The sequence below is a fragment of the Cupriavidus sp. 09_S30 genome, assembly GCF_056930435.1.
In genome coordinates this window covers 3,031,987-3,046,129 of record NZ_JBXOWI010000002.1, presented here as the reverse complement: position 1 = coordinate 3,046,129, position 14,143 = coordinate 3,031,987, and the positions used below count along the sequence as shown (strand labels likewise).

Annotated in this window: 6 protein-coding genes; 4 read left to right on the top strand and 2 right to left on the bottom strand. The window is 66.7% G+C overall.

Annotated elements, in window-relative coordinates:
* Nucleotides 1-223 precede the first annotated feature (223 nt).
* The 3 genes from AC1Z3O_RS33795 to AC1Z3O_RS33785 all read left to right on the top strand — a co-directional run bounded on the left by AC1Z3O_RS33795 (nt 224) and on the right by AC1Z3O_RS33785 (nt 2,082).
* Nucleotides 224-616, top strand: coding sequence for an RT0821/Lpp0805 family surface protein (locus tag AC1Z3O_RS33795; RefSeq protein WP_483521489.1), 393 nt, complete (start codon nt 224-226; stop codon nt 614-616).
* Between the two features lie 189 nt (nt 617-805).
* Entirely contained in the window at nt 806-1,525 is a 720-nt protein-coding gene (locus tag AC1Z3O_RS33790; RefSeq protein WP_483521488.1) for a glutamine amidotransferase, read from the top strand.
* Between the two features lie 128 nt (nt 1,526-1,653).
* Nucleotides 1,654-2,082 carry a TraR/DksA family transcriptional regulator gene (locus tag AC1Z3O_RS33785; RefSeq protein WP_483521486.1) on the top strand — a complete coding sequence of 143 codons (429 nt, stop codon included), beginning with the start codon at nt 1,654-1,656 and terminating at the stop codon, nt 2,080-2,082.
* Nucleotides 2,083-2,312: 230 nt separating this feature from the next.
* Here the strand turns inward: AC1Z3O_RS33785 and AC1Z3O_RS33780 are convergent, their stop codons facing one another.
* Together AC1Z3O_RS33780 and AC1Z3O_RS33775 are read right to left on the bottom strand one after the other, a co-directional pair.
* Nucleotides 2,313-9,248, bottom strand: a complete 6,936-nt coding sequence (locus tag AC1Z3O_RS33780; protein ID WP_483521484.1) for an autotransporter-associated beta strand repeat-containing protein — start codon at nt 9,246-9,248, stop codon at nt 2,313-2,315.
* A gap of 655 nt (nt 9,249-9,903) precedes the next feature.
* Nucleotides 9,904-11,427, bottom strand: a complete 1,524-nt coding sequence (locus AC1Z3O_RS33775) for a glucan biosynthesis protein G (protein WP_483522133.1) — start codon at nt 11,425-11,427, stop codon at nt 9,904-9,906.
* Between the two features lie 270 nt (nt 11,428-11,697).
* On the opposite strand from AC1Z3O_RS33775, the gene bglX reads away from it, so the two are divergent.
* Nucleotides 11,698-13,992 carry a beta-glucosidase BglX gene (bglX, locus tag AC1Z3O_RS33770; RefSeq protein WP_483521482.1) on the top strand — a complete coding sequence of 765 codons (2,295 nt, stop codon included), beginning with the start codon at nt 11,698-11,700 and terminating at the stop codon, nt 13,990-13,992.
* The last annotated feature ends 151 nt before the right edge of the window (nt 13,993-14,143 follow it).

The following is a 14,143-nucleotide window of genomic DNA, read 5'->3' as shown; positions in this document are numbered from 1 at the left end:
GCCGGCGCGTCTCCCACTTCACACTGGTCCGTGCCCCTAGGGTAAACTCCTGGTCGTGAAAACGATGCCGTGGCGGGTCGTGCCGCGCTGCGCGCGCAGGCGACCGTCCGCCGTTCTCCTGGCGCGAACGATGCTGGCGCGCGGCAGCGGCCGGCTTCGCGCACGAACACACGCCATCGCTACCTTGTCTCGCCTACAGGACCACAGGACTACAGGAGTTCCCATGCACGTGCGACGCGTACTGACGACGGCGGCAGTCTGCCTCTTGCCGCTGACGCTGGCCCAGCCAGCCTTTGCCTACTTCGATAACTTCATCAACCACACGGTGGTCGGCTCGATGAACCAGGCCGAGTCCGCCTCGTTCTCCAAGGCTGTGCGCCAGGTGCTGGTCGACGGTGAGGACGGTACTCCGCTGCCCTGGACCGCTGCCGCCCGCAAGGGCCGCGAGGCCATCGAGGGCAGCATCACGCCGCTGACCAGCAAGACCGACCAGGGCCAGTCATGCCGGCAGCTCAAGGCCGAGCTGACGCGCGGCAGCAGTCACGACGAGTGGGTCGGCTGGTTCTGCAAGCAGGCGGATGGCCGCTGGAAATCGCGCAAGGTGAGCGCGGACTGACGCGTACACTGTCTTAGCGCGGGCACGCGGGCCGGGTGTGATAGCGCTCGGCGCCGGACAGGGCTTCTCGCCGCCTCGCTGCCCGGCTTTCTGCACGCGCTGCCGGCAACTTCGCCTTGCGCGTGCGCGGCCTGATGACCGTGTCTCTGCTCCGGCTTCAATCGCTGTTCCGACTGTAAGGCCGCATCCATGAAGACCGCCATCGCCATCCGCCACATCCATTTCGAAGACCTCGGCACGCTGGAACCCATGCTGCGTGCGCGTGGCTATGCGGTGCGGTATCTCGATGCCGCGACCGACGACCTGAGCGCGCTGGACGCTGGCGCGCCCGACCTGCTGGTCGTGCTGGGCGGCCCCATCGGCGCCTTCGACGAGCATCGCTACCCCTTCCTGGCCGGAGAACTGGCCGTGGTCCGCCAGCGCCTGGCAAGCGGGCGCCCCATTCTCGGCATCTGCCTCGGCGCGCAGCTGATTGCCCGCGCACTGGGAGCGGCGGTGACGCCGCTCGGCGTCAAGGAGATCGGCTTCGCGCCGCTCGACCTGACGACGGCGGGCCGGGCCTCGGCGCTGGCGGGCCTGCACGACACCCCCGTGCTGCACTGGCACGGCGACCAGTTCGCCATGCCGGACGGCGCGCAGCGCCTGGCAGGCACCGGCGTCTGCGCCAACCAGGCGTTCAGCGCCGGTGCGGGGGTACTGGGTTTGCAGTTCCACCTGGAGGCGGACACGCGCTCGATCGAGCGCTGGCTGCTTGGCCATGCCTGTGAACTGGAACAGGCCGGCATCGACCCGTGCGGGCTGCGCGCCCAGGCGCAGCAATACCAGGCGAGGCTGGCGGCGGCCTCCGAGCGTGTCTTCGCCGCCTGGCTCGACGGCATCGCCGCGCCGGGCGAGGGCAAGCCGTCCTGACGCCCCGCGCAGGCGGATGAACCCAGGCCCATGTCTCTGATACGCCATTCCCGCTGGCGCAATAATTGGGTGCGGTACTGTGCGCCTCCGTACGTGCCCTACCCTCCGGATTTGACCAAGCGCAACTTATGAGCGCCGATGCGGAGCAGAATGGTATGCATCAGGGGGCGTTCCAGGGGACCGAGATGAGCGCATTGACACAAAGCGAGCTCGAGCACTTTGCGAGCCTGCTGGATCTTGCCGAGCAGCGGGCGCGCACGCAGCTTGCGACCACCGTCGCCGCGCCGCCGTCGCGCGAGCCGAGCGATCAGGTCGACCAGGCCGACCGCGACGCCGACGTGCGCATGGGCGAGGCCGTGGAAAGGCATGCGCGCATGGAACTGGCCGACATCGCCGCGGCGCGCAGGCGTATCGCGGAGCAGTCTTATGGCATCTGTGTGGACTGCGGCGAGGATATTCCGCAGCCTCGCCTGCTCGCCTATCCGGCGGCCAAGCGCTGCATGTCCTGCCAGCGTCTGCACGACGCTCGGCGGGTGTCGCCTGGGGGCAGGCGCTGACGGGGCCGGGAGCGGTGCAGGCGCCTGTGCCGAAGCGGTCCTGCGGCACTGCGGTTGTGACGGGGTAGGGAGCGGGAATTCCGACGATCATGGCGGCGCACGCCAAGCCAGGCCTGGGCTTTGCGCGGCATGCGGCGGGCGCCGCGACCGCCGTGCGCACATCGGCTAGCGGATCGCATCCTGCCCTTCGGCCGCAGTCCGCAGCGACCGAAGAGCAGGCATTGCCAGGCTCAGAAGCTGATGCGCATGCCGCCGTTGACGCCGACATCGTTCTTGCCGTGGCGGACCTCGCCGTTCAGGCCCAGGTAGGCATAGGCCTGCTTGCCGAGCCGCAGCGTGCCGGTGAAGTTGACCTGCCCGAACACGCGTCCCACCTGCGGCGACACGATGCTCATGCCGATGCCGGTCAGGCTGGCCTGCACGGTCGGCTGCACCAGATTGCCGTTGTCGCGCCCGATGCCGGCGCTGACCTGGTAGGTCAGCGTGTCGGACAGCGGGTTGCGGTTGGCCGAGCGGGCCGACAGGCCGAGCGTGACACGGTTGCCGGTGGCGGCATACTGGTCGAGGCTCAGCGCCGCCGGCGAGGCGGAACCTTCGTCGACCGCGCCGCGCGCGCTCTTTTGCCACAGGAAGCGGGCGAACGGCTCGAGCGTTGCCGTGCCCACTGCCAGCGGCGTGCGCAGGCCGACGCCCACCTGGGTGCTGTGGCCGCTCGCGTCGGTCTTCAGCGCCCCGGCGGACAGGCCGGTCGGGTCGCCGCGCTGGGTGGTCCAGTTGTTGGAGCCGAAGCCTGCGATGCCGTCCATCACCACCGGGCCCAGCGTGGTCTGCCCATAGGCAAAGCCCATGTATTCCGCGATCGAACCCGAACCGGCGGCCGCGCCGACATTGGTATTGCTGTAGGAGAAGCCCAGGCCCATCCACGTCGACTCGCCGCGCAGCATGTCCGCGCCGAGCACGAACTGGCTGCGGTTGGTGGTGAACTGCGAGGCGCTGCCATCGCTGTCCCAGCGGCCGTGGTCGGCGCCGATGTCCACCCACAGCGCTTGCCTGCGCGGCAGCTCGCCAGTGGCGCCCGGTGCCGCGATAGCACTCGCGTCCCCCAACTGGCGGATCACCGTGTTGGTCAGGCGCAAGCCGGCCTGCGGTGCGGCCGCAGCCATGGCACCGTGGACTTCGCCCGCCAACGACTGCACGAAGCCGGGCAGCGATGCCGCGTTCTGGCTGGCAGCCACATAGAGCAGCTTGTCCTGTACAGCGGTCGCGCCGCCGGCCTGGTCGGTTGCCAGGATGCGGTCGAGCACGCCTGCGGCGGTGCGGGTGTTCTGGTTGCCGCTGGCAAGCCACTGCGTGTACGACGTGGGCAGGACCTTCAGGTCGATGCTGTTGCTGCCAAAGACGTTGTAGAACACCGAGAAGCGCGTGCCGTTGGCCATGCCGTCGGGTTGGGCCAGCGCGGCGAAGCGCCCGGAGATGCCACCGTCGGCCGTGACGATGCGGTAGGTGTCGCCCAGCGCCGGCGTGAACGCCGCGCTGCCGTAGCCCGCCTCGGTGGGCGTGAAGAGGTTGGCCAGTCGTGGCGTCAGCGTGGTGTTGCCGGCGATGTTGAACTGCGCGCCGTTGGTCACGTGCAGGTAGGAGTAGTAGCCGGGTGTGCCGATCGGCGTGCTGGCACCTGCCTGCAAGGTACCGGAGATGTCCTCGCGGTAGGTACTGCCGGACAGCATGTTGACGTTGGACGTGACGGTCAGGTAGCCGGGCGAGTTGCCGGGCGACAAGGTGCCCTGCACATTGAGCGTACCGTTGATCGTGCCCGCGCCGCCGAGCACGGCGCCGGACGTCACCAAGATATCGCCGTTGATCGTGCCATTGGCAAGCAGCGTGCCTTGCTGCACGCAGGTGCCCTTGGACAGCGTGGCATTGCCGGTCATGTTCAGCGTGCCCTGGCCGTTCTTGACGAAGCATCCGCTGCCTGCCGACGCCGTGCCGATGGTGCCCGACATCGTTGTCGTGGTACCGGCCGCGGTGTCGACGCTGGTGCCGCCGCCAAGCGCGATGGTCTGTCCGGTCAGGATGTTGACCGTGGTGTTGATGGTGCCGCCATTGACGATCACCTGGCCCCAGCCCAGGCCCCACGCATTGGTCACCTCGACCAGGCCGCCGTTGATGGTCATGCCGCCGGTCCATCCCGTGTTCGGCGTGTGCGCCGGGCCGGCGTTGTCACCGGCCAGGATCAGCGTGCCGGAGCCGGCCTTGGTCAGCATGCCGCTGCCGGAAATGCTGCCGCCCAGCGTCAGCGTGGTGCTGCCATTGGTGTTGAAGGTACCGCCGCCGCTGCCTAGCAGCACATTGCGGCTGGTGGCGAAGCTGGCCGTGTTCTGCAACGTGCCGCCGTTCAGGGTCAGCCCTCCGGTGCCCAGGTTGGCGTCCGCCGACACCTTGATCACCGCGCCGCTGCTGGCCAGCGTGCCGCCGGAATAGGTGTTGTTGCCCGCCAGCGTCTGCGTGCCACCGGTGACGGCCAGCGCACCCGTGCCGGCGATGGTGCCGGCGAAGGTGCCGTTGGCGTTGGCCAGGGTCAGGGTGTTGGCGTTCAGGTTCACCAGGCCGGAGTTGCCGCCCGAGAGTTGCGCCAGCGTCTGGTTGGCGCCGAGGGCCAGGGTGCCATTGCTGGTCACCGCGCTGGCACTGCCCAGGCCGCCGCTGGCATCGTTCAGCGTAGCGCCGCTTGCAACGGCGACGGTGCCGCTCTGCAGCGAGCCGGTCAGGTTCAGCGTGGCGCCGTTGCCGACGGTGGTGGCACCGGTGTAGGTATTGGCGCCCGACAGCGTCTCGGCGCCGCCGTTGACGGTGAGGCCGCCCGCGCCAGCGATGGAGCCGGCGAAAGTGCCGTTGGCGTTGGTCAGCGTCAGGGTGTTGGCGTTCAGGTTCACCAGGCCGGAGCTGCCGCCCGAGAGTTGCGCCAGCGTCTGGTTGGCGCCCAGGGCCAGGGTGCCATTGCTGGTCACCGCGCTGGCGCTGCTCAGGCCGCCGCTGGCATCGTTCAGCGTAGCGCCGCTGGCGACGGCGACGCTGCCGCTCTGCAGCGAGCCGGTCAGGTTCAGCGTGGCGCCGTTGCCGACGGTGGTGGCACCGGCATAGGTATTGGCGCCCGACAAGGTCTCGGTGCCGCCGTTGACGGTGAGGCCGCCCGCGCCGGCGATGACACCGCTGAAGGTGTCGCCCGCATTGGTCAGCGTCAGGTCCTTGCCTCCGAGGGTGACGTTGCCGTTGCCGGCGAGCGACTGGATCGAGGCGCCACTGGTGGTGCCCGCAATGTCGAAGGTACCGAGGGCGATCAGTTTCTGCGAAGCGGCGATGCTGCCGTTGCCGGCCAGGGCGAGCGTGGCACCGGTATCGATGCCCGTGAGGCCGGTGTACGTATTGCTGCCGCTCAGCGTCTCGGTACCGCCGTAGACGGCGACGTTACCGGCGCCGCTGATGGCGCCGGCAAAGGTGTCGCCGGCATTGGTCAGCGACAGGGTCTGGCTGCCGAGCGTGACGCTGCCCGTGCCCGCCAGCGACTGCACCCGTGCGTTGTTGCCCGAGGCGGAAATGTCGAAGATGCCGTTATCCGTCACCTTGCTGGACGCGGCAATGCTGCCGTTGCCGGTCAGAGCCAGCGTGGCGCCATTGTCGACTGTGGTCGCACCGGCGTACGTGTTAGCGCCCGACAGGGTCTCGGTACCACCGTTGACGTTGACGCCGCCGGCACCGGCAATGCCGCCGGCGAAGGTGTCATTGGCGTTGGTCAGCGTCAGGTCCTTGGTACCCAGCGCGACATTGCCACTGCCGGCGAGCGACTGGATCGAGGCGCCATTGGTGGTGCCGGCGACGTCGAAGGTACCGTTGTCGGTCACCTTGCTGGAGGCGGCGATGCTGCCGCTGCCGGTCAGCGCCAGCGTGGCGCCATTGCCGACGGTGGTGGCGCCGGTGTATGTGTTAGCGCCCGACAGGGTCTCGGTCCCGCCGTTGACGGTGACGCCACCTGCGCCGGCGATGGTGCCGGCGAAGGTGTCATTGGCGTTGGTCAGCGTCAGGTCCTTGCCGCCCAGCGTGACACTGCCGTTGCCGGCCAGCGACTGGATCGATGCGCCATTGGTGGTGCCCGAAATGTCGAGAGTGCCGTTGTCGGTCACCTTGCTGGAGGCGGCGATGCTGCCGTTGCCGGTCAGAGCCAGCGTGGCGCCATTGCCGACGGTGGTCGCACCGCTGTACGTGTTGGTACCCGACAGGGTCTCGGTACCGCTGTTGACGTTGACACCGCCCGCGCCGGCGATGACACCGGCGAAGGTGTCATTGGCATTGCTCAGCGTCAGGTCCTTGGTACCCAGTGCGACATTGCCACTGCCAGCGAGCGACTGGATCGATGCGCCATTGGTGGTGCCCGAAATGTCGAGAGTGCCGTTGTCGGTCACCTTGCTGGAAGCGGCGATGCTGCCGTTGCCGGTCAGCGCCAGCGTGCCCTCGTTGCCGACGGTGGTGGCGCCGGTGTAGGTGTTGTTGCCACTCAGCGTCTCGGTGCCGCTGTTGACGTTGACACCGCCCGCGCCGGCGATGACACCGGCGAAGGTGTCATTGGCGTTGGTCAGCGTCAGGTCTTTGCCGCCAAGGGCGACATTGCCATTGCCAGCCAGCGACTGGATCGAGGCGCCGGCGTTGGTGCCGGAGATATCGAGGGTGCCATTGTCGGTGACCTTGCTGGAGGCGGCGATGCTGCCGTTGCCAGTCAGCGCCAGCGTGCCCTCGCTGCCGACGGTGGTGGCACCGGTGTAGGTGTTGTTGCCGCTCAGCGTCTCGGTGCCGCCATTGATGGCCACGCCGCCCGCACCGGCAATGACACCGCTGAAGGTGTCGCCCGCATTGGTCAGCGTCAGGTCTTTGCCGCCCAGCGTGACATTGCCATTGCCAGCGAGCGACTGGATCGACGCCCCGGCGTTGGTGCCAGAGATATCGAAGGTACCGTTGTCGGTGACCTTGCTGGAGGCGGCGATGCTGCCACTGCCAGCCAGCGCCAGCGTGCCCTCACTGCCGATGGTGGTCGCGCCGGTATAGGTGTTGACACCCGACAGCGTCTCGGTGCCGCCGTTGATGGTGACGCGGCCGGCACCGGCAATGACGCCGGCGAAGGTGTCATCGGCATTGCTCAGCGTCAGGTCTTTGCCGCCTAGGGCGACATTGCCATTGCCAGCCAGCGACTGGATCGAGGCCCCGGCGTTGGTGCCAGAGATATCGAAGGTGCCGTTGTCGGTCACCTTGCTGGAGGCGGCGATGCTGCCACTGCCAGCCAGCGCCAGCGTGCCCTCACTGCCAATGGTGGTCGCACCGGTGTAGGTATTGTTGCCGCTCAGCGTCTCAGTGCCGCCATTGACGTTGACGTTACCTGCGCCGGCGATGACACCGCTGAAGGTGTCGTTGGCGTTGGTCAGCGTCAGGTCTTTGCCGCCCAGCGTGACATTGCCATTGCCAGCCAGCGACTGGATCGAGGCCCCGGCGTTGGTGCCAGAGATATCGAAGGTGCCGTTGTCGGTCACCTTGCTGGAGGCGGCGATGCTGCCACTGCCAGCCAGCGCCAGCGTGCCCTCACTGCCGATGGTGGTCGCACCGGTGTAGGTATTGTTGCCGCTCAGCGTCTCGGTGCCGCCGTTGACGTTGACACCGCCCGAACCGGCAATGACACCGGCGAAGGTGTCACCCGCATTGGTCAGCGTCAGGTCCTTGCTGCCCAGCGTGACATTGCCGTTGCCGGCCAGCGACTGGATCGAGGCGCCAGTGTTGGTGCCGGAGATATCGAAGGTGCCGTTGTCGGTGACCTTGCTGGAGGCGGCGATGCTGCCGTTGCCGCTCAGCGCCAGAGTACCCTCACTGCCAATGGTGGTCGCACCGGTATAGGTGTTGACACCCGACAGCGTCTCGGTGCCGCCGTTGACGTTGACACCGCCCGAACCGGCGATGACACCGGCGAAGGTGTCATTGGCATTGGTCAGCGTCAGGTCCTTGCTGCCCAGCGTGACATTGCCGTTGCCGGCCAGCGACTGGATCGAGGCGCCAGTGTTGGTGCCGGAGATATCGAAGGTGCCGTTGTCGGTCACTTTGCCGGAACTAGCGACGCTGCCGTTGCCGGTCAGTGCCAGCGTGGCGCCGTTGTCGACGGTGGTGGCGCCCGTGTAAGTGTTGGTGCCGCTCAGGGAAAGCGTGCCGCCGGAGCCCGAGTTGGCGATGGTCATCGCGCCCGGCGTGGAGGCGGCGGCATCGGTGATCGGCGTCGAGATCGTCGCGCTGCCGCCGGCAAGATCGATGGTGCCGTTATTGCCGGTGATCGAGAAGTTGTAATTGCCGCCGAGGGGCGTTCCGTCCAGCACGAGGGTGCCGCCGTCGAACACAGGCTGCAGCGTCGCCGGGTTGGAGGCCAGGCCGCTGGCGTTCATGCCAGGCGCATTGATGTTGGTGGCCGTGGTGCCGCCGCCTTCGGAGGGCTGGCCGATCGGTCCCGGCGCGGTCGTCCCCACGTCGGTCACGAAGATATTGGTCAACTGCTGGAAGCCCGGGTCGTCCTGGTAGCCGAACGTCAGCGTGTTGAGGGCGGATGCCTGGATATAGAAGAAGTAGTTGGTGAACGACATCGCGGGGCCATTGTTCATGTTGAACAGATAGCTCCCGTTGAACGACACCTGGAAGATGTTGGGGGTCGCTCCATCGCTCTGGAACGCGTAGCTGATCTTCAGGTAGTCGCCCGCCGTGGCCGCGAAGGTCTGGGACAGGTAGCCCAGGGAACCCACCGGGCCGATGTTCGCATAGCAGGCGTAGGCCGTCGATCCGCCGCAGGAAACACTCGTGTATCCCGTGTTGCCGGAGATCGCCCATCCATTGAAGTTGCCGGTCGAGAAGTCGCCGTTGGTGATCAGGTTGGCATCGGCGAAGGCCAGGGCCGGGGCTAGCAACAGGCCCAGCGCCGCTGCCGCCGAGGCCTTCAGGGCGACGGTGCCTCCCGGCCGTTGCCGCTGGCCGCTCGTGCCGCGGATCGAGACGTCTCCACCCGCGCTCTTTCCCTCCGAGCGCGCGCATTCCGACACCGCAACACGCATCTTGAGCGCCTTATTCCAAATAAGGCGATAAATCTTGTTCATGCTAACCCCGAATTGATTATTTTTTTAAAGATGACGCCGGGATCTTCCCGTTTAATCCCTAATTAATTTTTTTAAAAGCGATACCCGCGATCTTCCCGTCAATGGAATATCGTTTTGCAAATCAAGAGATATAGGTTGGGTTGCCCTCTCGCGCTTCTTGTCCGCCGCCGGCCAAACGAATGGCGCGACAGATCGGGGAGGGCTTCGCTTCCCGTCGTTCGAGTCGGCTTCTTGGTTCTTATGTGGATATCGCTTTTGCCCACCCATGGGCGCCAGCAGCTTCCAGACCTGGAATTCCCCTTATTCCGGCTGTGCGAATAACCGGCCTGAACGGCGGTGTCAGCCGCATCACCGACTCGATTTCCCGCTTAAATGTGCGCGACAGTCATCTTTTTGTCGGCAATGGATAAATATGAAATGCGTAGCATTTTTATCACATTGAAAAAGGCGGGGAATTCTGTTTGGCCCCCTCGCATGAGGGGATGCGGGCATGGGCCAAAAAATGGGGGGCAAGCGGGGCGACTGGTGGCCGTTCGGGGGCCACCAGTCCGGGATGGGGGGGCTTCACCCGGATCGCGGGCAGGGTGGCGGGGTCACCACCGCGCCGCGAGAGGGGGCCGCCTGGGTTGGGATGGCTGCGGTCCTGCGGTCCCTGTTACGGCTCACCGACCGAGTACGGCGGCAGCTGGTAGCTCCAGGTCTCGCTGAGCGTCTTGCCGCCCGAAACCAAGGCCTCGCGGATCTCCACCGCCTTCTGCGGGTCCTTGATCTTGATGCGCAGATTCGTGCGCCAGCCCTTGATGATCGGATTGGGTTGCAAGGACTTTTCCAGGATCTCCGCGTTGTCGCTCACGCTGAGCTGCACGTCCACCGGTGCGCCGGCCGGCAGGTTGGCCAGCACCGGGCCTTCGAAGTCGACGATCAGGCCGATGCTGCCGTCCAGGTGGCGGATCAGGTTGGGCTGCACGATTTCGCCCGCGCTGCGCAGCGTCTGCTTGACCCAAGCCAGGTTGCGGTCGAACAGGGCGCGCTCGTCCATGGTCCAGTGCATGGTGTAGTCGGCCCGCAGCGGCTGGCCCTTGGGCGGTAGCTGGTCGGGCGTCCAGAAGGCGACGATATTGTCGTTGGTCTCGTCCGGCGTGGGGATCTCGACCAGTTCCACCTTGCCCTTGCCCCAGTCGCCCTGCGGCTCGATCCAGGCGCTCGGGCGCAGGTCGTAGCGGTCCTTCAGGTCTTCAAAGGAGGAGAACGCGCGTCCGCGCTGCAGCAGGCCGAAGCCGCGCGGATTGGTCACCTGGAAGGTGCTGATCGCAAGCTTGCGCGGGTTGTTCAGCGGCCGCCACAACCATTCGCCGTTGCCGGTGTGGATGGCCAGGCCGTTGGAGTCGTGCAGCGCCGGGCGGAAGTTGTACGGGTCACGCTGCTGGTTGGGCCCGAACAGGAACATACTGGTCAGCGGTGCCACGCCGAGCTTGGTCACCGGGCCGCGCATCAGGATGCGCGCCTGCACCTTCAGAAGCGTGTCCTCGCCGGGGTAGAGGTCGAAGCGATAGGCGCCGGTGGCGTGCGGGGAGTCGAGCAGCGCGTAGAAGACGAGGTGCTTGTCCTGCGGCGCGGGACGCACGATCCAGAACTCGCGGAAGGCCGGGAATTCTTCGGCCACGGGCAGCCCGGTATTGATGGCCAGGCCGCGGCTGGACAGCCCGAAGACCTGGTTCTTGCCCACCACGCGGAAGTAGCTCGCACCCAGCACGCTCATGATCTCGTCGTGCTTGTCGCTGCGGTTGATCGGGTAGAGCACGCGGAAGCCCGCATAGCCGAGCTTGTCGGTGGCGGACTTGTCCAGCTTGAGGTCGCCGAAGTCGAAGCGCGCCGGGTCATAGCGGATCTCGTTGACGGCGCCGCCCACGATCTCGTTGATGCGCACCGGGCTGCTGAACTGCATGCCCTGGTGGTAGAAGCCCAGCCGGAAGGGCGTGCCCTGATCCTTCCACTCCAGGTTGTCGCGGCGGGGCTGGATCTTGATGTAGTCGGCGAACTGCATCTGGCTGAAGGCGGGTGGCAGATTGCTGATCGGGGCCACATAGGGCTTGTCGGCCAGCGCCTTGGCGCGGGCCAGCACATCATCCAGCGAGAAGGCGCGGGCCTGGGCGCTGCCCACTATGGCCAGGGCGAACATGAGTGCCGGCAGGGCGGCGCGTATCCTGGGACGCAGTGTTGTGGTGAAGGCGGCAAGCAGCACAATTCTCTCCAGTAAAGCAGATTGAAAACAGCGGCCGCGGCGCGCGCGGCGGCAAGCCACTAGTGTAATGGCGGTAAACTGCGGGCAAAGTGCAGAAAGTAACGCATGCCGCTGCGCACCCTGCCGGGTGTGCGGTGGCAGCCGGCAGACAGGGCGTGCGCGAGGGCGGGCGGATCACTTGTCGCCGTCACCTGAGAATACGATCTGATGAGACTGCTTTGTTCGCTGGCCTTGTCTGCCAGCCTGTTTTGCGCGCCGGCGCTTGCCGGCACGGTGCCGGCGCCCGTCGGCGACAAGGATGCCTTCATCGCCGACCTGCTGGGCCGGATGACGCTGGACGAGAAGATCGGACAACTGCGCCTGATCAGCATCGGCGCGGACATGCCCCAGCCCCAGTTGCTCAAGGAGATCGCCGCGGGCCGCGTGGGCGGCACCTTCAATTCGGTCACGCGCGCCGACAACCGGCCGCTGCAGGACGCGGCGGCCAGGCACAGCCGCCTGCGCATTCCCATCTTCTTCGCCTACGACGTGGTGCACGGCCACCGCACGGCCTTCCCGATCAGCCTCGGGCTGGCCTCCAGCTGGGACATGGGCGTGGTGGAGCAGAGCGCGCGCACCTCCGCCATCGAGGCCAGCGCCGACGGCCTCGACATGACGTTTGCGCCGATGGTCGACATCTCGCGCGATCCGCGCTGGGGGCGCACATCCGAAGGCTTCGGCGAAGACCCCTATCTCGTCTCGCAGTGCGCGCGGGCCAGCGTTCAGGGCTTCCAGGGCGCCTCGACGGCCAATGCCGACAGCGTGATGGCGGTGGTCAAGCACTTCGCGCTGTACGGAGCGGTGGAAGGCGGGCGTGACTACAACACGGTCGACATGAGCCCGATACGCATGTACCAGGACTACCTGCCGCCGTATCGGGCCGGCGTCGATGCCGGCGCGGGCGGCGTCATGGTCGCGCTGAACTCGATCAACGGCGTGCCGGCCACTTCGAACAAATGGCTGCTGCAGGACCTGCTGCGCAAGGAGTGGGGCTTCAAGGGCATCACCGTGAGCGACCACGGCGCCATCGAAGAACTGCTGCGCCACGGCGTGGCCAGCGATGGCCGCGAGGCCGCGAAGCTGGCCATCGAGGCCGGCGTCGACATGAGCATGCATGATTCCCTCTACCTGCAGCATCTGCCCGGGCTGGTGAAATCGGGCGAGGTGCCGCTGCGCGACATCGACGCTGCCGTGCGCCAGGTGCTGGGAGCCAAGTACGACATGGGCCTGTTCCAGGATCCGTACCGGCGCATCGGCGCGGCCAAGGACGATCCGCCCGATGTGGATGCCGAGGGCCGCCTGCATCGCGCGCAGGCGCGCGATGCCGCGCGCCGCTCGCTGGTGCTGCTGGAGAACCGTGCCAACACCTTGCCACTGAAGAAGGCCGGCACCATCGCGATCATCGGCCCGCTGGCCGACGCGCCCATCGATATGATGGGCAGCTGGTCGGCGGCGGCCAAGGCGCGGCAATCGGTCTCGCTGCTGCAGGGCGTGCGCGACGTGATCGGCGACCAGGGCAAGGTGGTCCACGCGCGCGGCGCCAACGTGACCGACGATACCGCCGTGGTCGACTACCTGAATTCCATCAACTGGGACAAGCCGGAAGTCGTGCAGGACAAGCGTTCGCCGCAGCAGATGATCGACGAGGCGGTCCAGGTGGCGCGTGGCGCCGATGTCATCGTCGCAGCGGTGGGCGAGTCGCGCGGCATGTCGCACGAGGCCTCCAGCCGCGTCAGGCTGTCAGTGCCGGGAAGCCAGGCGGCGCTGCTCAAGGCGCTCAAGGCGACCGGCAAGCCGCTGGTGGTGGTGCTGATGAACGGTCGCCCGCTCACGCTGAACTGGGAGAAGGAGAACGCGGACGCCTTGCTGGAAACCTGGTATGCGGGCACTGAAGGCGGGCACGCCATTGCCGATGTGCTGTTCGGCGACTACAACCCGTCAGGCAAGCTGCCCGTCTCCTTCCCGCGCTCGATCGGGCAGATTCCGACCTATTACAACCACCTGCGCCTGGGCCGTCCGTTCACGCCGGGCAAGCCGGCGAACTATACCTCGCAGTATTTCGAGGAGCCGTCCGGCCCGCTATATCCATTCGGCTATGGACTGAGCTATACGGCATTCAGCGTGTCGGACATCACCCTGTCGAGCCCCGTGATGGCGCGCGGCAGCAGCATCGATGCCAGCGTGACGGTGAAGAACACCGGGCAGCGCGACGGCGAGGCCGTGGTCCAGCTTTACCTGCATGATGTGGCCGCCTCGGCGGTACGGCCGGTCAAGGAACTGAAGGACTTCCGCAAGATTCTGCTCAAGGCGGGCGAGTCACGCACGGTGCATTTCACCATCGACGAGGACAAGCTGAAGTTCTTCAATACCCGGCTTGAATATGTGGCGGAGCCGGGTGACTTCACGGTGCAGATCGGGCTGGATTCGCAAGCGGTGCGCGAGCGGAGTTTCACGCTCCGCTAGCGGGGCCAATCAGGAAGGACGGTGCCGCCTGGCGCACGCGTCCACCGGCGCGGCGGGGAAGTGCCGGAGAAAATGCCGACCATTGCGCAATGGTCGGCATTTTCCCGTAGGGCGTGGATTTCACCATGGACCACCGTCAATTGCACCGTCC